This window comes from Maribacter sp. R77961, assembly GCF_044594925.1.
In the GTDB taxonomy this organism is placed as follows: Bacteria; Bacteroidota; Bacteroidia; order Flavobacteriales; family Flavobacteriaceae; genus Maribacter.
On sequence record NZ_CP138991.1, the window covers coordinates 3,232,817 to 3,254,296 of the forward strand.

Genomic DNA, 21,480 nt, shown 5'->3' on the forward strand with positions numbered 1-21,480 from the left:
TTGTTAGTTTTTAGATGGTGCTTGCCAATCTCTTATATCTATTTTACCGGTTACTGCTTCGCTAATAATAGATTGACGATAAGTTTTTAGTTTTTTGATTGATTCTTCTAATTTTATTCTTGAAGATGATATTTTCTCCACTTTATTATCTATAAATTGAGCAATAGCATCTTGTTCATTTTCTGGAGGAAAAAACAATGATGTATCCTTCAAAATTTTATTAGTTATACTGTAAACCTTAACTCCCTTAACTAAATTCTGTATTTGCGCTCTATAAGCGATTGAGTCAAGGAAATAAGCAACAAAACGATAATTACTTTCATCAATTAATCTGGCAATAATAGTATGATAACCTGCAAATGTTGGAATATCAGAGTTTAAATGTGTAAAATTACCTGCGCCTTCAATATCTTCTGAAGTATCTGCGAAGACAAAATCACCTTTAGATAATAAAGAACTTTCATTTGAATCTAAATAATCTTCTGAAACATATTTTAGTTTGTGAATTTCAGGATTAACTTCAAATCCATATTTAGAATGAATCTCTCCATAATTTACACAAGGTATTCCTTCATCCAATAAATTAGATTTAGTAATAGTTAAACCTTTAGTTGTATTAAACTTGTAACGGAATTTCACAACCTTCCAATGCTCAGGAATCTCACCCAACCACTCCACACCAGAATCCTTCATTTTGGTGTTTGGGTTTAAACCTTTGGTAACTGCTTCGTTAATGATGGCTTGGCGTTGTGCTTGTAGCTTTTTTATTAATTGCTCCTTTTTTTCTATTAAAGCATCAATAATTTTGGTTTTGTGGTCTAAGTAGTTGGCTATTTGGGTTTGTTCTTTTAATGATGGTGTCAATATTTGCATATCTTTCAAGCCTTTAATATCAATAAAAGGCTGACCAGCACCCAAAACGGAAATATCCAATTGTTCCCTAATAAGCGGAGATGACAACCAGTAAAAAACGTATTTAGAACACAATTTATTTATTACCAACCTGATTATATTATAGCTATGAATTAACCCGACCATTTCTTCAGTAACGGACAATGATTTCCCAAAGTAATGACCTGTCCCTCCAATTAATAAATCATCCTTATTAATTCTGTAATTTTCAAATTGTTCTTTGTATTCACACCAAATCGGATTGTATGAATTAAAATCTCCTATTCTAAGAACCTTTTCTTTCTTTCCATTATAATCCTCATCGACTTCGTTTAGAATCTGATATCCAGAACCCCTATAGACATCACTAAAAAAACCTATTTTAGCAACAATCCAACTTTTAGGAATATCACCAATCCAATCTATACCACTATTTTTATATGACTCGTATTTTTTCATTAAGCTAACAAATCATTTAAAAGTGTTGTGATGTCTTTTTCAAGGTCAACAATTTCTGCTTTAATTTCAGCAGCAGGTTGTAATCCTTTGTACTCGTAAAAATATTTGGTAAAATTAATTTCATATCCAATACGGGTTTTATCATAATCTATCCATGCTTCCGGTACGTGTGGTAGCACCTCGTTAGCGAAATAGGTTTCTATATCATCCGTTAAGGGTACATTTTCTTTATCTCGTTTTTTAGAGTCTGGTTTTGGGTTGCCTTTGCTTATTACCATTTTACCGTCTTTGTAAAGCGGTTGCTCTATGGTGAGTTGGTAAAAGCCAAAATCGTCGTTATTAAATATTTTGCAGTGCTCTGTTTCTTCAAAATTTGTATATAAGTCTAACAAAGCTGCTATATGTGCATCAGTAAACTCATTACGTTTGTTACCTAAACTCTTTTTATTAGAGCGTGCAAAAATGTGCTCGCTTTCTTCCTTCCCTTTTGCATTAGTGCCAACGACTTTACTAGCATTGCCATTTATCAATTGAACTTTCCCTTTGCGGTTTTCAGCTTTTTTATTGGTTAAAAACCAGATATAGGTGTTAATACCTGTGTTGTAAAACAAATCTTTTGGTAAGGCTACAATACACTCTAGCCAATCGTTTTCTATAATCCATTTACGTATATCGCTTTCGCCACTTCCTGCATCACCAGTAAATAATGGCGAACCATTGGTAACCACACCAATACGAGAACCGTTGGTTTTATCCATTTTGGCAATCATATGTTGTAAGAACAATAATTGTCCGTCGCTGGTACGAGGTGTTCCTGCATAAAAACGACCTGCTGGGTTTAAGGCTTCGTTTTCTATAAAGTTTTTATCTTTTTTCCACGTGACTCCATAAGGCGGATTTGCCATCATGTAATGAAACTGCTTGCCTTGAAATTGGTCGTCTGTAAATGAGTTGCCGTGTTTTACATCGCGCGGATTTTCACCAGAAATTAAGGCTTCAGATTTTGCAATGGCGCAAGATTGTTCGTTTAATTCTTGACCATAGGTCAACATGGTTGGTTTGTTATTGGAATCTTTGCAGATTTCGTCTAGCACAAAGTTTTTTCCTAGATTCACCATACCACCTGTACCACAAGCAGGATCAAAAATGGTGCGTATAATTCCAGATTTACAAAACTCCTCTTTTTCCGGTGTAAAGATGATGGCATTCATTAACGCGATAACATCACGCGGTGTGAAATGCTCTCCTGCGGTTTCGTTGGATTGCTCGTTAGAAATACGGATTAATTCCTCGAACACGTAACCCATAGAGTGGTTGTCAATTGATTCTTGTCGTAAATCTATTTTGTTACTGGTAATAGCTTCAATCATTTCGTACAACAAACGGTTTTTTACCAGTCGTGCGATAATTTTATCGAACTGAAAGCTTTCTAAAATGTCGCGCACTTCTGGGTTGAAACCATTTAGGTAATTATTGAAGTTAATCTCAATGTATTGTGGTTCGTCTTTTAACGAATTAAGCGTGTGCTTTGAGGTGTTGTAATAGGTTAGTCCTCCAGATGCTTTTTTGAGAATTGGGTCTAGTTTGTCTTCGCTAACCTTATCTTTAAAATCGTTGTAGCTTTTACGCACTTTCTCGTTTACGTTTTCGAGCATACAATCTAGCCTACGTATTACGACAAAAGGTAATAATACATCTCCAATTTCATTTTTCTTAAAGGCATCACGTAAAACATCGTCTGTGATTTGCCATATGAATCCTACGTCTACTTTGTTTGTTATGGTGCTCATTTATTTTGTAATTCTATGTTTCATTCGTTTTAAATGATTGATTTTACTCAATGATAGTGCTAATTACTTTTGATATTTTTAAGCTCTTTAATAACTTAAACCGTTTATCAATTTGAATATCTCTTAATATTTGGAAACTAGATAAAAAGCTAACTTCACTATGTTCATTAAAGTTTTCAAAAGCAATGGATGTCTGAACAGGTCCTTTAGAGTAACCATCAATTGAGTAGGTTCTGTTCTTTACAAACGGATAGACTTCAGAAATATCTAGTTTAATGCGTTCGGCAATTTCAATTGCTGATTTTTTTTGATAATACTCAGCTCTAAAAACTTTTAAATCTTCTAATAAGCTAATTAATAATTTTTGTCCGTCTTCATTAATATTATAGTAATCTCTAACCTCTGGTCCAACCATTTTACCTTCATTAGACATATACCTAATTAGATTTAAATCAAAAGCACGCATAAACTCATTTAGTAGTCCGTTTGTTCCGACTAGTTCTTTATTTCTGAAGGTTCCAAAGTTAGTTTTTTCCATAATTGTAATATTCCGTTCTTTTGTTTTACAAATGTAGATTTAATGTGTGCAGTTAATGTGCATTGATTAGAAATTAGATAAAAGAGTGTTGTCTATAAAGCCTTCGTTAAAAATTACATCAGTATCTATCGCTTTGTTTTTTTGAATGAGCTTATGAACTCTAATAGCATTGCTTAAGTGCTTATGCTTTTGGATTTCTCCAAGGTAATTGTCAATATCTTTAAATACCCAATTTCTATCTCCGTTGGTATCATTCTTTACTCTTTTATTATCAAAGGCAACAAATCCTTTATGGCTTTGTATGTAATGATAATTGGTTAGTATCGCCCTTTCATGAAAAGTCTTAGTATCAGTTTGAGTAATTACAGAGATTTTTACACCACTTTTACTTTTAATATACTTCTTCATTTTATTAATAATTGAATGAGCTTTACTTTTTGTAATGTTACCAGCTTTATTTTGTACAACTATCATTATATGAAAAGGCACTTCTAATGTTTGAGGAATAATGCTATTTAAAATCGGATAAATATTGTCATCATTCTCTTCTTTATAATTTTGAACGTTTGACCATAAAAAATTATCAATAATAATGGCAGAGTTTAATGGAGTTAATGGTTTTTCATTAAATAATTCACTCCAACAGTTTAATGTATTGTTAGTACTATCAATGCTGTAACCATAGTGATAATTTTGATCTTGAATAAATGACTCTTTTAGGCTGAACGCCAATATTCCAAACTTATCTCTGATATCTTTGGTGTCACTTTCCATTACATCTAAAATTAGTATATCATTTAAAAAACATTTGTATTCTTCTTTAGCTAAACTTTCAAATTTCTCTTTATCAGCCAGCAAACCAGCATTTTCTCTTTTAAAGAGAGCTTTATATAATGGATTAGATTTTATAAGATTAAAAATGTCATTTTCATCAGTGTCTAGAACAACATCACAAAACTGATCAATAATATTATATACAGTTTTATGTTCATCACTCATGACCAATATCTCTTCTAAGATATTTTCAGTGCAAAACAGTTTATGCGCGCCCATTACTTTTTCTTTAAGTTGGCTTTATACATATCAACCGCTAAGTCATCTGCTACATTGAAAAAACCTGAACCAAATGGTCTGTCAAACTTTCCGTTTTCCATATAGTTCATAGCATATGGACCTTCGTTCTTGTCAAAATAATAAAGACCAAATAAATTGGGGCTCTCAAGATTTAAAAATTGGGATTGTCTAATGACATATTCAGAATGCGTTTCTATAATAAACCTAATTCCAAATTCATTGAATGCAGCTGAAAACAAATCTGCAAGTTTAGATTGTAATGCAGGGTGAAGGTTTGCTTCTGGCTCTTCAATAACGATAAGTTCTTTACGATTTCTAGTAAACCTAAATCTAGAATTATTTTTGGTGTCATCAATGCTTAACGCAATCTTAAAAAGTATAGAAAATATTTGTCCCGCTCCAAATCCTTTATCAACCATATTTACCCAAGAGCCCTCTTCAACAATTTCGATTTTCGTAGCAACACCATCTATTGATTTAATCCTATAATCATCACCAATATCGAACTTTATCATCCATTCTTTAAGAAACTTACCTGCTTTACTCTGCTTACTAATTGGTCTTGTTGAGTTAGTTTTTATTAGTTCATTAATATCAGAAGAGGTATTGGTATTAATGTAAAGTCTCGTCTGATTATTTCGGTGAGGACTTAGATGGTCTACGGAAAATAATAGAGCAAAATTAATAATTTCACCAAGTCTAAAGGCCTGAGCATTACCACCACCTACACCTGCAAGTTTGATTGATTCATCATTTTCTCTCAAGTATTTTGGAAGGACTCTTCTAATAATTCTTCCAATTGTTCTTTCGGAGGGGTGAAAATCTTCTAAAGAAAATTTTGGACGATAGGTATTAATTGATTTATCAATACTATTGTCACTTTCCAACTTTTTAATAGCAATCTTTAATTTCTTCTTCGAGTCTGAAATTTCTTGATTTAATGAAATAATTTTTTGCTTGTTTGTTTTTAATTCTTTTTCAAGATGTTTAAGTCTAATGTTCTTTATTGCTGCTTTATCTGAAGCATCTAAATCAAATTTATCTTTAAGTATTTTATATGTAAACAAATCTATTTTAGCAGTCGGTCTAGCTTCAATATTTAAACCTTTGGAATCTAAATAATCTACAGCGCTATCTAAAGAAATATTGAGCTCTCTAAGCACTTTGTTTAACCTGAAACCAATACTCTCACCATCATTTATTTCATTCTTAGATTTAGTACTATTATCCTTTATTTTCTGTTCTGATATTCTAGTTTCAATTTGCTTGTCAAATATTTTTCTGTTTTCTAATTCTTGCTTAGCATCATTTAGCAAATTCTCTATTGTTCTAACCAAAACCTGATCTTCTGTCCTTTGTTCAGAATCTCTATGATTATTGTTTCGTTCAATTAAAATATCATCAAACTCTAGTTGGTAATTTGATCCTCCTGTATGATAAACAATTAGTTTTGCATTGTCCTCTCTATTTACCTCTAATTTAACTAATTTACCTTTGCCATTAGTCTTATCTTCACTTGGCTGAAACTGAAACTTGATTTGAAAATCATAATTAGAATAGTTAAAGATTAAATCTTTATTTTTAGTCCCGTAAGTTCTATTTAATGCATTATCATAACAATCTATTTTATGCTTTCTTGAATTTTCTCCATTAAAATCTAACTCGAAGTGATTACTGGAATTTATATAGTCTTCTATAATTAAAAGGGCTTTGAAAATCGTTGATTTTCCAGAATTGTTGGTTCCCGTAAAAAAAGTTATTGGTGCTAAGTCCAAATCCCAAGTGTCTTGAATTTTTCTAAAGTTGGATATTTTAATATTATTCATAAATATTATTAAAGCATTTGGTTGGCTAATAAATAGGTTGTTAATTTTATTTTGAGGAAATGGTTTGTAAGCATATAATATTTTAAAGATATAAAACTCTTATAGATTCTGTAAGATTAGGAGTAAACCTAAATGATGTTAGGTTTTAATAAACCCATTTTTTATACCTTCATTACTTTTGAAATGGGTGTTTAATGGGTATTTTTATAACGAAAAACACCCATAATAGGGTGTTTAAATATGTTATTTCTTCTATCAGCTAACTATAACACCCTAACTTAGGGTTAATCGTGGGTGTTACCATTCCCTTATTCTAAAGATAAAAAAGATTTACCTTCTATACTCTGCGACTCTTACCCTTGAAAACAACAACATTGAACATTTCGAAAATACGATCATAAACACGAGGTCCGTAGAACTCCCCTAGTTTCTTCATTGCCATTTCTACATCACCAGGATACCCCTCTTTAAAATTCATTGTGCCATGCGTTATTTTTCTTGAAAAATAACGCTGTTCCAAGACATCTTTCATAATGTTTACCTGCCCATAATTACTAGCCAACCTTTCGGAAGCTAAATCATCAAATAAATTTGTCCCGGCATTCATCTGCCTGAAGAACTCTTTTTTATCCAGTTGCGTGGCAGAACTCTCATATTTTTGCACTACTTCATTACAACTAAAAATCTTATATGGTTGTGACTTAAACAGCAGCGAACATTCCTGCATTGATTTCATAATTGAGGTCTTGCCTGTTCCAAAGCCTCCAATAATTAAGAGACCTTTTTCGAATGAAGGTTTAGAAAGGTCAGACATTAGGTTATAGGATTCAAAGAACGAACTATCACGAAGTAAATAGGTGAATATTGGTTTCAAATTTTCTAAAGCGTCATCATCTTGCCAAAACGATTTTCCGTGAAGGTCCTTGAAGTTTTTTAAAAATTGAATCCATAACTGTTGTTTGTATTCAGTAGGTGTATTTGTTTTTTCGAATGTTGAATTATCTTCTTTGGTCAATTTAAAATTATATAGATGATCTCTGACACTGTTTTTCATAGTATTAATTTTTATGTTATCTATTTGTGTCTAATGAGCTATCGTTTTTTATGATTTTATTGCTAGCCCATACATTATCTTTCCTTGCCCAAGATTTTAATCTATTCTGTATCTCAAAAAAAGTATTCTCTTCAAATTTCATGAGACTCTTATCCATATTTGTCTCCGACCAATACTCAAAAAAAGCATTTAAAATATCTTTTGAATAGTTGGTGTGGGAATAGATTTTTTCTTTAAAATCTACTTTACGTTCTTCTATTGTTTTATTACTTTTTTTATTGTTTTGTTTAGTTGTTGTTACTCTTTTGTTAGTTGAGTGTTCTTTCTTGGTGATTTGAAAGGTCGTTTGTTTGTTAACTGTTTTATATTCTGTTTGTCTATCTGTATAATTCACAATAGTTACCATAGTATATTGGTTTGTTGTTCTGGTAGTGATATACCCACTTGTTACGAGTTTTTTGATAGCAGTTCTTACCTGTTGAATTGAGAGGTTTAATTCTAGAGCCAGATGTTTTGTAGACGTTATAAGTTGTCCTTTTTTAACTGGTACTCCCTGCCATGATTTATCATTATAATTTACTCGTAGAATTAAGTGGATAAAAAGGCGACTAACAGTAGGATGTTGATACCATTCCCAATCAAGTATCTCACGGTGTATAATTACAAATCCTTTCATGCTAATCTTGTTTAATAAGTTTAGAGAAAATATCTGTCTTCTTGTAATACACACGGTTGCCTAGGCGAAACGAGGGTAGAATCCCCTTCTTTCGCCAATTCCATAATGCTTGCTTGGAACATTTTAAGAAATTCATTGTTTCCTCAACGGTCAACAACTCTTCTTGACGGGGTCCTATAGATGGGTGTTTTGAAATAAAGGCAGTTAACTTTTCATCAACTACAGTAACCATTTGGTCGGTTAACTCCTGAGGACTTATTGGATATAGATATACTTGTTTTGACTCCATCTGTTGCTATTTGATGAAGTAAAAATAGCTGCGTTAATAGAAAAAGTACGTCCCGTTACTTCCCGGGATTTATTCCATTTGCTTAGAATTTGGGATGTCAAAACCCTTATCTGTAAAGTTTTGTTTTAATTTTTGATGTTTTTCGTCGTCTGAATTGGCATACCTAATAATAGATTCCATTTTACATCCTCTGGCAATTGTAAAAGAGTTTTGAATTTGACGGGCGGTTTCAGTAGGAAATGGATCACCACTGGCTTTATACGGCATCTTAATATACCCAAGGTCTGCCAATTCTCTAATAATCATTGCCAAATGTGCAGGCTTGCCAACCCAAGTGAGTTTGTTGGTCTCATTCTTGTTATTTAATTGATTTATTGTATTTGAAAGAATTTCTTTACGTTTCTGTAAATCTTGTTGAAGATTTGAAATCATGGTAAGGTGGTAGAAACAATTAAAATCAAATTTAAAACACTTAATTACATCATTAGATTCAATAAAACCATAGTTCAATTTTTTTTCGTCACGATAAGTTGATGCATTGCCGAAACAGGCATTTGAAATTATTTTATCTATATCTGGAAGGACCTTGAAGTCAATCAATTCCAACAGCACTTTTGGATTTTGGCTGTTTTCGAATTGAAAAGTTATTAAATCATCTAATTCCATTATATCAATATCAAACAGAATAGTTCTGACGAAATAATTGTAATAAAGTTTCTTATCGAGTTTTGCTCCTAAGAAAAAGTAGTTTTTTAGTAAATACGGATTTACTTTCTCTTTTAACTTTTCCCTTTGATTAAAAGGAACTTCATCTACAGCAAATATTTTATTATCCATTTAAATTAAATTTAGCGCGTAATTAATTCAATTTAAAAAAAACTGAATCCGCTATTTTTACAGCCCTTTCTTGAGGAGTTACTTTTATGTATTTGTAAAATTCTAATTCTGAAGTATGACCACTTATGGCCATAATATCAATAACTGGCATTTTACTCAGATAAGCATTGGTACAAAAGGATCTTCGTGCCGTATGGGTTCCAATCAAATCATATTTTTTTTTAGTTTCTGAGTTTTTTACACCTCCTTTTGTTTTTATTGAAACGACACTATCATTAATCTTAGCTTTTAAGCCTATTTTTTTGATGTACTCATTAATTAATGGTTCTGGCATTTTTTTTGGGGACTTCCCGTTATATCTTTTGGTAAATATGGATTTTAAATTTGGATGGACAGGTATATAAATAGTTTTTGAAGTTTTCTTTTGGGTTATTTCAAACACTTCTTTCCCATTAAACGTTCTAATGTCTTTAACTCCGAGACCATTGAAATCCGAAACTCGTTGACCCGTATAATATCCAATCAAAAACAAATCTCGGGCCTGTTCCCAAGACTTATTATGCGTGAGATCAAGATTCTCTATTCGATTAATTTCATCTGCTGTTAGATAAATAGCAGAAGTGTTTTCGGACACTCTTCTAAACTCGCGGTGTTTATATGTTAAGTTCGTATTAACACCCTCTTCAGTTGCTCTGTTCATTAGGGCGATGATATTTTTAATATGTTTCCCTATGGTATTTAGGGACATATCTTTCTCTTCCAAATAATTGACAAATGAATAATAAAATTCTAAGTCTATTGTTTTAAATATCACCTTTCGACCATAAGCTTTAGAATACTCTCTAATCTTTTTTATCGTTTGTTTGTAAGCTCTGATAGTTATTAAACTTAAACTACCCATAGAGGTCATTCTAAGCTGTTCCTCTCGTTGTTTAACAAATTCATCTGCAAACTGAAGAAACTCTATGTTTTTTGTAGCATCTTTTGACTCTTTATTATTAATTATATTGTAGAACAGTTCTTTTAAAACATCTTTATCGTATTGCTTGTAATTACCATTTAAGTTAGTAATGCCTTTAAGAAATAAAGATTCAAATTCTAGTAAGCGAGAATTTACCATTTCTCTATTGGCAATATGCGATACGGCTCTTATTTTTTGTTTATTTGAATCCCAATATTTTGGCAGAATTTTAAAGCCTGTAGAGAGTTTAAGTCGGTTAGCTCTTCCGTAACTATAACTAAATAGTATAGAGGTTTCTTTTAATGAGCTAGGGTTTTTTAATAAAAACCTTACCGTTCCTGAAGTACTGCTTATACTTTTAGCCATTTATACAGATTTAAAAAGGGACAACATTGGGGACAACATATGCTTTAATTATGGTTATTTCAAATATATCTATTTTATCTCAAATAGTTTCTATTATCAACAATTAAAGGGGTTTAAGATAATTTGAAGTAAACTAAGGTAACATAGGTTCAACTAAAAAAACGTCCATGTGGGACCACATTAGTAGTGAAAAAGTCTTAGTGAAAACTAGGACTTTTTTTGTGAACAAGCTTTGGGCGAGAAGCCTGTCCTGAGCGGAGTCGAAGGGATCCCATGTGGGACCACTTTCATTTAAAATCCAATCTATTTAATTAGGTTGGATTTTTTATTTTCTAAAAGAGACAATACTGGGGGCAACCTATTGATTGAAATATTGGTAAATATATTTATTTTGACTTCATGTAAGTTATTTTAAAGCGTAGCAAAGATTAATGTGAAGTCATCGTTTATTTCAACTTGCCAAGAAGTTATTAAAGAAACTGAAACATAATAGATTCTTTGCAGAAGGTGCTATTTGTAAAGAGTTTAAAAGGGGTCCCGTAGTAGGTTCATTAACGAGAATATTTGAAGAGACCAAGAAAAGGACAACTTGGGAATAAGAATTAGGACTTTGACTGTTCAATAAAAAGCGTGTTACACTATTCCTAATGAATCACTCAAACCTCCTCAGCTACCCATATCCAACAAACTAATTTAGGACGGTTCATACATGACAAGAGATTTAAGAATTATAGGTGTCGTAGTAAACTACCTCTGAGCAAACTCATAAAGCATTGAAAGGAAAATCAGGTTTAAATCTCGAGTATCGCGTAAAATAACGGCTATTTTGAAGAAGCAACACTCGTATTCATATCTTCAAGTGATTTTGAAACAATAGTGCCAACTTCAGTAGCTATCTCACCTGAATATTCCATGAATAGTATTAGGCCTATGATGAGGCCTATAACAACAATAATATCATTCCATAATCCAGTATCTAAAGTATTTTCTTTGCGTTTCATCGTTACTAAATGGTTGGTTGCTATGGAAAAATAACGAAAAAAATAGGCATTAACAATTTTTTAAGAAAAAACCATCTTTTAAATTGGGCTATTGAAAAAGAATCAATAGCGCTCCCAATGCGGTTAGTACTAGTATCATTTTTCTAAAGAAAGCCTCTTTAATGAGTTTTATGATTCGGATACCTACAAAAAAACCAATAAAAATACCAGGAAGTAATTTAAGATTCAATGCCAATGTTTCTTGGGAAATGGTATTCCAAACGAAAATATGAAAGGGGAGTTTAATGATATTGATAATTAAGAACAGCCAAGCCGCGGTACCAATGAAATGATTTTTAGGCAAGCGCATGGCTAAAAAATAAATATTTGAAAAAGCTCCGGCAAGGTTACCTACCATGGTCGTGATTCCTGCGATGATGCCAATACTGCTAGAGAATGCCCAATGTTTTGGAACGGTTTTCACTTTTTTTCTATCCCACCAGTACATCATAATAACTGTGATGATAATGATAATAGCCATCCCAATTTTAAATAGCGATTCAGGAAGGTCTTTACCCACAAAAACGCCAATGACAACGCCAAACACCATCCACGGTAAAACCTTAAAAACATAGTTCCATTGTGTATGCCTGTTGTAATAGATAACCGCAAAAATATCTGCCAGTACAAGCAACGGAACTACTAACCCGGTAGATTCTTTGGCACCAAAGGCTAAGGCCATGAAGGTTACATTGATAACGGCAATTCCTTTAATTCCTGCCTTGGATAGCCCTATCACAAAGGCAGCGGCAGAAGCAAGAATCCAAGAAGTTAAGGTAATTTCCATAGTTGTTAATAAGAGCGAAAAGGGTGTTGAGCGATCAAAGGGCAAAAGTATCTTAAATTATTTTATCTTTAAACGTTAACCAACTACCGAACCATGGAATTAAGCACACTAGATTATAGTTTTATAATCGCCTTCTTTACAATAGTATTAGGGATAGGGATTTACGTCTCTAAGAAATCAGGAAAAAATTCCTCTGAATTTTTTCTGTCAGGGCGTACCATGCCTTGGTGGTTACTGGGCCTTTCCATGGTTGCCACCACTTTTTCAACCGATACGCCAAACCTTGTTACAGATTTGGTAAGAACTACCGGAGTTTCAGGAAACTGGGGATGGTGGTGTTTTCTATTAACAGGAATGCTTACCGTTTTTGTCTACGCAAAGTTGTGGCGTAAATCTAATGTCAAAACCGATCTCGAATTCTATGAACTACGTTATGGTGGGAAGCCCGCTAGTTTCCTAAGGAAATTTAGGGCCGTTTATCTGGGCGTTCTGTTCAATGTCATTACCATGTCCGCGGTTACCTTGGCGGCCATAAAGATCGGTGGTATCATGCTCGGTTTAGAACCTTGGCAAACCGTTGTGGGTGCAGGGTTAATTACCGTTATATTTAGTGCTCTAGGAGGATTCAAAGGAGTTGTTTATACCGATTTCTTACTCTTTTTTGTTGCAATGGCAGGTGCTATCGGAGCCGCTATTTATTTGGTGAATATTCCGGAGGTAGGAGGCTTACAGGCAATAATAGATAACGATTTGGTAAAATCTAAAATGGATATTTTACCGGATTTTAGTGATAAAAAGGCACTGATTACCATTTTGGTCATTCCGCTGGCCGTGCAATGGTGGAGTTCTTGGTATCCTGGTGGTGAGCCGGGCGGAGGTGGTTATATTGCGCAACGTATGTTGGCCGCAAAAGATGAGAACCATGCCATAGGGGCCACTTTCTTCTTCAACATCATGCACTATGCCTTACGCCCATGGCCATGGATTTTAGTAGCCTTGGCATCATTGGTGGTTTATCCTGATATTGCCAGTATTTCTGAGGCGTTTCCAAATGTACCTGCGGATAAATTAGGGCATGATTTGGCATATTCCGCTATGTTGACCAAATTACCAAGTGGCCTTTTAGGCGTAGTCCTTGCCTCGTTAATAGCGGCGTATATGAGTACCATTTCTACACAATTGAACTGGGGTTCTTCGTATCTCGTTTTTGATTTCTACAAACAACAGGTTAATCCTGACGCTACGGAGAAGCAGATGGTTAATTTCGGTAGATTATCCACCGTATTACTAATGGTTTTAAGCGCGCTTTTGGCTTTGGCCATGCAAAATGCCATGGGGGTTTTTAATCTATTGTTATCGTTCGGAGCAGGAACAGGCTTAATTTTTATTTTGCGTTGGTTCTGGTGGCGTATCAATGCTTGGAGCGAGATTTCCGCAATGTTCGCATCCGGAATTTTGTCTATTTTAATAGCAACAACTTCGTTAAAAGAAGTGCTATTTGGAGCAGAAAACGGATTGTTGCCCGATTGGAGCGAGCTTCCGTTTATAATGATCGTTACCACTATTATTTGGCTAATCGCAACATTTGTCACTCAACCAGAATCAAATGATGTGCTACGCAGTTTTTATTTGAAAATACAACCGGGCGGACCAGGTTGGTCTAAAGTGGTTAATGAAGCGAAGACAGCTCATGTGGAAATAATCACAACCCAGGAAAAATGGAGTGTTCCTTCAGGAATCGTGGCTATGTTATTGGGCGTAGCCCTTATTTATTCTTTAATGTTCGCTACGGGATATTGGATTTATGGCAGAACCACTTCTGCGATGATTTTAAGCGGTGTTGCTTTGGTGTCGGGTCTTTTATTGATAAAGGCTTGGGGTAAAATGAAGAACAACATTCTGTAAACCAAATTAGATTGTAAGATGAAAGATAGAATACTGTCCGTTGATATTTTTAGAGGTGCCACTATTATCTTAATGGTACTGGTGAATACACCCGGAACCTGGTCCAATGTTTATGCGCCTTTCTTGCATGCAAAATGGCACGGCTATACACCAACGGATTTAGTTTTTCCATTCTTCTTGTTCATCGTAGGAACGTCTATTGTTTTCTCTTATAAAAACAAGAAGATTGATGCCGGAGTCTATAAGAAAATAACGATTAGAACATTAAAACTAATTGGTTTAGGGCTTTTTCTTGGAGCCTTTTTAATAAGCTTTCCTTTCGTTAAAGATTGGGCGGATATCCGTTTTCCAGGTGTGCTGCAGCGCATAGGTGTTGTTTTCTTTTTCGCAGCGATACTTTTCGTAAATTTTAATTGGAAAACCCTGATTGGAATAACGGTAGCAATGCTCATAGGATATTGGTTGTTGATGACTTTGGTGCCTGTAAACGGAATAGCATCTACACTTGACAGGGCCCCGAATAATTTGGCCAATTGGTTAGATGTAAAGGTCTTTGGCACCCATAATTACAAAGCAGATTATGACCCAGAGGGCTTATTGAGTACCATTCCGTCCATTGCGAGTTCATTATTAGGGATTTTTACCGGTTTAATACTTACCTCCAAGCAAGAGAAAAAAGCGACACTATTGATGGGAATAGGCGGAAGCCTTTTGATTATAGGACACCTTTGGGATATCATATTTCCTATTAATAAGGCCTTATGGACCAGCAGTTTTGTTTTGGTTACCGCTGGATGGGCCAATCTGGTGCTGGCTTTAATTTATTACCTGACGGATGTAAAAAAGCTAAAGTTCGGGAGCATATTCCGGTATGCCGGGGCTAACGCTATTGTGGTCTATTTCTTATCGAGTTTTATCGCTAAAATCATGGGTCAGATTCGCATTGGTGAGACCTCATTGCACGGCTGGCTTTTTCAGAATATCTACGTGCACGATTTTATGTCCATGGAATTGTCTTCGCTACTTTATGGGCTATCGGTAGTAGCTTTTTATTGCTTTCTGGCATATTTCTTGTACCAGAAAAAGATATTCATAAAAGTATGATCAGACGACAGTTGTTGCCATGCAAGTATGCTTTAGTTCTTGTTTCACTCCTTTTTATTGGTATCCATTCTATTTTAGGCCAAGAAGATTATCGCTACGGCTATATTGTAAAAGCCAATAACGATACGCTCTTTGGACGGGTAAGTAATCGTAGACTCGGACCTTGGGGAGGTTTACATGACAAGATAAAGTTTAAAGGCAAGGGTTTAAAAAAGCGCTACGCGCCTAAAAATTTAATAGCATATAAAAAGGGAGATTCCATTTACAGAACATTAATATTGGGAAGTAGTCCTGAATTTTTGTTGTTAAAGTCGGAAGGTCCTGTCTCACATTATCACTATTACTTTGAACCAGACCCGGCATCAAGACTGATACTGGATATAGATTACTTTCAGAAAGGCAATGGATCATTAATACGTGCTACTCAAGGTGTTTTTGGGCTTAAAAGGAAAAGGTTGGTATCATTTTTTAGTGACTGCCCGCCATTAGTAGCGAAAATTAAAAATAAGGAGTTTAAATATGCTTTTGAACTTGTAGCTTTTTATAACGAATGGAAGGAAAACCAAAAAACGTACTAGGAACAGATTTATGTTCTTGCTGTTTTGAACCTAAAACAGGCTTTTACAGAGATGGTTTCTGTAAAACAGGAGCTGAGGACTACGGCACTCATGTGGTCTGCGCAGTTATTACGGATGAATTTTTATCGTTTACCAAGTCCAAAGGAAACGATTTATCCACTCCAATACCGCAATGGTCTTTTCCAGGGTTAAAAGCTGGGGACAAATGGTGCCTTTGCATTATGCGATGGCTAGAGGCCGTAAAAGCGGGGAAGGCTCCAAAAATTGTATTGAAAGCAACCCATGAAAAAGCACTGGAGTATACATCATTGGCTGTTTTAAAACAATATGAAACCTAAGGCCCTAGCGAATAGCTTTTTTAACAGACTTTTAATGTGGAGCATTTAGATATACATTATTTTTGTTTAATATTTATTAAAAATTAATAAACAAAAAATAAATCACCTTGAAATTAGTCTTTGGCATTTCTGGAAAAACCTTCGGTTTCCTTCTTTTATTAAGTTTATTTACGGTGAATATGGCAAGTGCTCAAGTAGCTGGGACCCTAACAGGTGAAGTTACCGATGTTACTGGACAGCCTATTATGGGCGCTTCAGTATTCTTGAACGGCACTCAAAAAGGAACTATTACCAATGAAAACGGAACCTATTTTTTAGAGGATATACCACCGGCATCCTATAATTTAACCGTGAGTTATTTAGGTTTTGAGACGCAGACCAAATTCAATATACTAGTAAAGTCCAAAGGAAATCCATCCTACAACTTTAAACTGATAGCGGCTACCGAGAATTTGGAGGAAGTTGTTGTGACCAACTCAAAGATTGGTAGGCCAAAAGAGACACCCTTATCTACGCAAAGTCTTTCCGCAGTAGAAATAGCGACTTATCCGGGTAGTAATAACGATGTGGTACAAGTGGCGCAGACCCTACCGGGAGTTTCTCCTTCTGTAGGTGGGTTTAGAAACGATTTAATTATTAGAGGTGGCGCACCCAACGAAACGGTATATTACCTAGACGGTATGGAAGTACCCAACATAAACCACTTTAGCACCCAAGGCAGTGCAGGCGGACCTGTGGGCCTGTTGAATGTTTCCTTTATTGAGGATGTTACCCTATCCACCTCTGCATTTGGTGCGCAATATGACAATCCATTATCGGGCGTACTTCAGTTTACACAACGTAACGGGAACGACCGTGCTTTTGGAGGTAATTTTAGGGTAAGTGCCAGTGAGGCGGCACTGACCTTGGAAGGGCCTCTGTTTAAAAAAGATAACGAGCAGGCAAAAACCACATTTTTGGTATCGGCCAGAAGAAGTTATTTGCAGGCCTTATTTGCTTTGATAGGTTTGCCTTTTAGGCCTGCTTATTGGGATTATCAATATAAAATAAACCATCAGTTAGATGATTACAATTCCCTTACGCTACTAGGTGTCGGTGCCATAGACGACTTTACCTTAGCAGCCCCAGATGAATTTGATTCCGGTCAACAAGCACAATTAGAACAGGCACCTTTTATAGATCAAACCTCTAACACCATGGGGCTTACTTGGAAGAATCGATTTAAGGATGGCACGGGTTTTATGCAAACGACCCTTAGTAATAATAGACTGGCCAATGTATTTACAAGATTTGAAGATGCTGAGAACGAAACCGGGATTATTTTCAGGAACGATGCGGTAGAGTCCGAGACCAAATTGCGGTATCAGCTTACAAAATTCTATGAAGGTTGGAAATTTTCAGGCGGATTTAACCTGCAACATTCCTTCTATTCCAATGAAACCATTAATACAACGAACAACCTACTTTTTAATACAGAGATAGATTTTATGAAGTATGGGCTTTTCGCAAATACCACCAAGTCTTTCTTTGAGAACAGATTAGATGTATCGTTCGGTGTACGAACCGATGCGGATAGTTTTACGGAAGGCAATAGCCTGGCAAGCACACTTTCTCCGCGTTTGGGGCTTTCTTACGAATTCCAAAAAAACTGGAAATTGAACGGTTCTTTAGGTCGCTATTTTAAAATTCCGCCTTATACCATGCTCGGTTTTCGAAACAACCAATTAGAACTCGTGAATCAAAATTTAGCCTACACCCGAAGCGACCATTATGTTTTGGGGCTGCAACACATTTTGGGGCCTGCTGCAAGTATTTCGGTAGAAGGGTTTTATAAGAACTATGATGACTACCCAGTTTCGGTTATTGATGGTGTTTCCATAGCGAACAAAGGCGGTGGTTTTGAGGTGCTGGGAAATGAAGAGGTAGCCTCGGTCGGTCGTGGACGTACCTATGGCGCCGAACTGCAATTTCAACAAAAACTGACCAATAATTTTTACGGCATCTTTTCGTATACCTACTTTTTTAGTGAGTTCACGGGCTTTGATAGAACCGTATTCTTACCCTCGGTCTGGGATAGTCGTCATCTAATTTCGTTCGTGGGAGGCTATAAATTAAAACGTAATTGGGAACTTAGTGCGCGATATCGTTTTGCAGGGCGCACACCATTTGTGCCAACGGATTTGGAAAGAACGTTAGAGACGTATCCGGATATTGTGCTAGACTATTCAAGATTAGGCGAAGAAGACCTTACTGTTTTTAGTCAGTTAGATATTAGAATCGACAAAAAATGGAACTTCAAAAAACTATCTTTAAACCTGTTTTTTGAGGTGCAGAACGCCCTTTCTCAAAATAATCCGCAACCCCCAGAATTTGGTCTTAATAGAGATGACATGGGCGCAGTGATAAGTCCTAGAAGTCTCGCAGAAATTCCACAGGATGACGGCCAGTTTATTCCCAGTATTGGCCTAGTGGTAGATTTTTAAGGAGAAAGATAGTTGAATTTTGGGTAGGTTCAGGAATTTTACAATTGAGCTTACTGCCTATTGGCCATCAACTTCGCCACATACTTACCGATAACATCAAATTCCAAATTCACAACTGTGCCAACTTGATAGGAATTAAATCGGGTATTTTCATAGGTATAGGGAATAATGGCCACCTGAAACGTGTTCAAACCAGAATTCACAACGGTTAAGCTGGTACCATCAATGGTAATAGACCCTTTTTCAATGGTAGGGTTACCTTTGGTAGCGTCGTACGTAAAGGAAAAAAACCAGCTTCCGTCTTTTTCTTCAACATGGGTACAAGTACCCGTTTGGTCTACATGTCCCTGTACGATATGACCATCCAATCTAGAACCGAGAATCATGGCGCGTTCCAAGTTTACCTTATGACCAATTTTTAGCGTATCTAAATTCGTTTTCTGTAAGGTCTCATCAATGGCAGTAACGGTATAGGTGTCTCCGTCTAAGGATACCACAGTTAAACAAACACCATTATGGGCCACACTTTGGTCAATTTTTAATTCAGAGGTCATACGGGATTTTATGGTGATATCTAGATTAGTGCCTTTTGCATCTAGACGAACAACTTCTCCTAAGGTTTCAATTATACCGGTAAACATGTATCGTTTTTATTAAGTAATTTTGCGCTTTATCGGAACTATCCGAAGGGTCTAAATAGTGATGATCTTACTTTCTGATGAGAAGGGTAAAATCATTATTAGAGTTTTAGATTGCACTACAAAGGTAAAGATTATCATGAAGGAAAATAGGAAAATTAGGTTGGGGATATCGGTAGGAGATTTAAATGGTATCGGTTGTGAGGTAGCACTGAAAACATTTGAGGATAGCCGTATGTTAGATTTTTGCACGCCGGTCTTTTTTGCTTCGAATAAGACCATTTCCTATCAATTAAAGGCATTGCATATGAATATTGTCTTTAATGGGGTGCAGCAAGCCAATAAAGCCATAGATGGCAAGGTGAATATTGTAAATGTTTGGAAAGAAACCCCCAATATTCAGTTCGGGGAAGCAACTGAGGAAGCAGGAAGTTTTGCGATAAAATCCTTAAAAGCCGCGGTTGATACACTTAAAGAAGGGGCAATAGATGTACTGGTGACTGCTCCTATCAATAAGAACAATATTCAATCGGAAGAATTCAATTTTCCAGGCCACACGGACTATTTGGCACAAGAGTTAGAAGGAGAGAGCCTAATGTTCATGGTAACGGATAGCCTTAAGGTTGGGCTACTTACAGACCATGTAGCGGTTAAGGACGTTTCGTCGGCTATTATTCCTAGGCTAATTAGGGATAAGGTAAATACCATAGAGAAATCCCTTATCATGGATTTTGGAATTCAAAAACCTAAGATTGCTTTACTGGGCATAAATCCGCACAGTGGTGATAATGGTGTTATTGGGAAAGAGGATGATGAAGTTTTAAGACCGGTAATACAAGAAATGGCCAATAACGGGCACCTGGTCTACGGACCGTATTCGGCCGATAGTTTTTTCGGTTCCGATGGATATAAAAAGTTTGACGCCATTTTGGCCGCTTATCATGACCAAGGGCTTATACCCTTTAAAACCTTATCTTTTGGGCAAGGGGTTAATTTCACTGCTGGATTAAGTGCAGTAAGAACCTCTCCAGACCATGGAACGGCCTATGAAATCGCAGGAAAGGGTAAAGCGGACCATAGTTCATTCAAAGAAGCGGTTTTCACTGGTTTGCGAATTTTTAAAAATAGAACGGAGTACAAAGAGCTTACTAGTAATGTGCTGAAGAAGCAGCGAATTAAACGATAATGCAACAGGAGCTTGCGTCTAAAAGTTATCAAGATAAATAGTTGATAACTATTGGCTTTTATCAAAATAATAGTATCTTTGCACCCGCCTTTACGGCAATGAATTTTATAATTAAGTGTTGAGGTAATGAAGCAAAAGGAGTTTAACATTCCTTTCTCAGGGTTAAAGCAGGGAAAACACAACTTTAATTTTGAAATTGACAATACGTTCTTTGATTCTTTTGGATATGATGATTTTAACAGTGCTAACATTCAGCTAAATGTTGTCTTGAATAAGATGACTACGATAATGGAGTTAGATTTTGAAGCATCTGGCGCCGTGAATGTTAATTGTGATATTACTAGTGAGCCCTACGACCAAGAAATTACATCAACGTTACAGTTGGTAGTCAAGTTCGGGGAGGAGTACAATGATGAGGATGATGAAATATTAATTTTGCCCCATGGTGAGCATCAAGTAAATATTTCACAATATGTTTATGAAATGCTTGTGCTTTCCGTACCGCAAAAAAGGGTGCACCCAGGAATTGCAGATGGCACACTAAAATCAGAGGCCTTGGATAAGCTCCAAGAACTTCAGCCAAAAGAGAAAAGAAACGATAAGGAAGAGAATGATCCCCGATGGGACGAATTGAAAAAACTATTAACGGATAAATAAAGT

At 35.5% G+C, this 21,480-nt stretch carries 20 protein-coding genes; 7 read left to right on the plus strand and 13 right to left on the minus strand.

All coding sequences use genetic code 11. From position 1 onward, the window contains the following. Positions 1-3: 3 nt before the first annotated feature. From SJY09_RS13845 to SJY09_RS13900, 12 genes are all read right to left on the minus strand, one after another. Positions 4-1,350 (minus strand): restriction endonuclease subunit S, encoded by a 1,347-nt coding sequence (locus SJY09_RS13845; protein WP_396636307.1) that lies wholly within the window; start codon positions 1,348-1,350, stop codon positions 4-6. Further along, positions 1,350-3,140: an N-6 DNA methylase gene (locus tag SJY09_RS13850; RefSeq protein ID WP_396636308.1), complete on the minus strand. Its 1,791-nt coding sequence runs from the start codon at positions 3,138-3,140 to the stop codon at positions 1,350-1,352. Before SJY09_RS13850 ends, SJY09_RS13845 begins: the two co-directional genes overlap by 1 nt. A 43-nt stretch (positions 3,141-3,183) precedes the next feature. After that, positions 3,184-3,678 carry a hypothetical protein gene (locus tag SJY09_RS13855; RefSeq protein ID WP_396636309.1) on the minus strand — a complete coding sequence of 165 codons (495 nt, stop codon included), beginning with the start codon at positions 3,676-3,678 and terminating at the stop codon, positions 3,184-3,186. Positions 3,679-3,744: 66 nt separating this feature from the next. Continuing rightward, positions 3,745-4,731, minus strand: coding sequence for a hypothetical protein (locus SJY09_RS13860; protein WP_396636310.1), 987 nt, complete (start codon positions 4,729-4,731; stop codon positions 3,745-3,747). Beyond that, complete coding sequence (locus tag SJY09_RS13865) at positions 4,731-6,578, minus strand: AAA family ATPase (RefSeq protein WP_396636311.1); 1,848 nt, start codon at positions 6,576-6,578, stop codon at positions 4,731-4,733. The genes SJY09_RS13860 and SJY09_RS13865 overlap by 1 nt, the downstream gene beginning before the upstream one ends. A 337-nt stretch (positions 6,579-6,915) precedes the next feature. Then, positions 6,916-7,632: a hypothetical protein gene (locus SJY09_RS13870; protein WP_396636312.1), complete on the minus strand. Its 717-nt coding sequence runs from the start codon at positions 7,630-7,632 to the stop codon at positions 6,916-6,918. A 16-nt stretch (positions 7,633-7,648) separates the two neighbouring features. Next, the gene (locus SJY09_RS13875) at positions 7,649-8,308 is read right to left on the minus strand and encodes a hypothetical protein (protein ID WP_396636313.1); all 660 of its coding nucleotides are present in this window, start codon (positions 8,306-8,308) and stop codon (positions 7,649-7,651) included. A 1-nt stretch (position 8,309) separates the two neighbouring features. Continuing rightward, entirely contained in the window at positions 8,310-8,597 is a 288-nt protein-coding gene (locus tag SJY09_RS13880) for a helix-turn-helix domain-containing protein (protein ID WP_396636314.1), read from the minus strand. Between the two features lie 69 nt (positions 8,598-8,666). After that, a complete protein-coding gene (locus SJY09_RS13885) occupies positions 8,667-9,434 on the minus strand; it encodes a hypothetical protein (protein WP_396636315.1) in 768 nt (255 codons plus the stop codon). A gap of 22 nt (positions 9,435-9,456) precedes the next feature. After that, positions 9,457-10,761, minus strand: a complete 1,305-nt coding sequence (locus tag SJY09_RS13890) for a tyrosine-type recombinase/integrase (protein WP_396636316.1) — start codon at positions 10,759-10,761, stop codon at positions 9,457-9,459. Positions 10,762-11,582: 821 nt separating this feature from the next. Beyond that, entirely contained in the window at positions 11,583-11,762 is a 180-nt protein-coding gene (locus SJY09_RS13895) for a hypothetical protein (protein ID WP_396636317.1), read from the minus strand. An 88-nt stretch (positions 11,763-11,850) separates the two neighbouring features. Continuing rightward, positions 11,851-12,588, minus strand: coding sequence for a TSUP family transporter (locus SJY09_RS13900; RefSeq protein WP_396636318.1), 738 nt, complete (start codon positions 12,586-12,588; stop codon positions 11,851-11,853). A gap of 93 nt (positions 12,589-12,681) precedes the next feature. Here SJY09_RS13900 and SJY09_RS13905 point away from each other — a divergent pair, with 93 nt between their 5' ends. The 5 genes from SJY09_RS13905 (at position 12,682) to SJY09_RS13925 (ending at position 18,996) form a co-directional block, all read left to right on the plus strand. Next, positions 12,682-14,493, plus strand: coding sequence for a sodium:solute symporter family protein (locus SJY09_RS13905; protein ID WP_396636319.1), 1,812 nt, complete (start codon positions 12,682-12,684; stop codon positions 14,491-14,493). A gap of 18 nt (positions 14,494-14,511) precedes the next feature. Beyond that, positions 14,512-15,597: an acyltransferase family protein gene (locus SJY09_RS13910; RefSeq protein WP_396636320.1), complete on the plus strand. Its 1,086-nt coding sequence runs from the start codon at positions 14,512-14,514 to the stop codon at positions 15,595-15,597. Continuing rightward, complete coding sequence (locus SJY09_RS13915) at positions 15,594-16,175, plus strand: hypothetical protein (RefSeq protein WP_396636321.1); 582 nt, start codon at positions 15,594-15,596, stop codon at positions 16,173-16,175. Before SJY09_RS13910 ends, SJY09_RS13915 begins: the two co-directional genes overlap by 4 nt. Further along, a complete protein-coding gene (locus SJY09_RS13920; protein ID WP_396636322.1) occupies positions 16,148-16,513 on the plus strand; it encodes a DUF2237 family protein in 366 nt (121 codons plus the stop codon). Before SJY09_RS13915 ends, SJY09_RS13920 begins: the two co-directional genes overlap by 28 nt. Before the next feature lie 107 nt (positions 16,514-16,620). Then, a complete protein-coding gene (locus tag SJY09_RS13925; RefSeq protein WP_396636323.1) occupies positions 16,621-18,996 on the plus strand; it encodes a TonB-dependent receptor domain-containing protein in 2,376 nt (791 codons plus the stop codon). A 50-nt stretch (positions 18,997-19,046) separates the two neighbouring features. On the opposite strand, the gene SJY09_RS13930 is transcribed toward SJY09_RS13925, so the two are convergent. Beyond that, positions 19,047-19,637 (minus strand): riboflavin synthase, encoded by a 591-nt coding sequence (locus tag SJY09_RS13930; protein WP_396636324.1) that lies wholly within the window; start codon positions 19,635-19,637, stop codon positions 19,047-19,049. 136 nt (positions 19,638-19,773) lie between these two features. On the opposite strand from SJY09_RS13930, the gene pdxA reads away from it, so the two are divergent. Both pdxA and SJY09_RS13940 read left to right on the plus strand, forming a co-directional pair. Beyond that, positions 19,774-20,820 carry a 4-hydroxythreonine-4-phosphate dehydrogenase PdxA gene (gene pdxA / locus SJY09_RS13935; protein WP_396638638.1) on the plus strand — a complete coding sequence of 349 codons (1,047 nt, stop codon included), beginning with the start codon at positions 19,774-19,776 and terminating at the stop codon, positions 20,818-20,820. A gap of 126 nt (positions 20,821-20,946) precedes the next feature. Continuing rightward, positions 20,947-21,477 (plus strand): YceD family protein, encoded by a 531-nt coding sequence (locus tag SJY09_RS13940; protein ID WP_396636325.1) that lies wholly within the window; start codon positions 20,947-20,949, stop codon positions 21,475-21,477. Positions 21,478-21,480 lie beyond the last annotated feature (3 nt).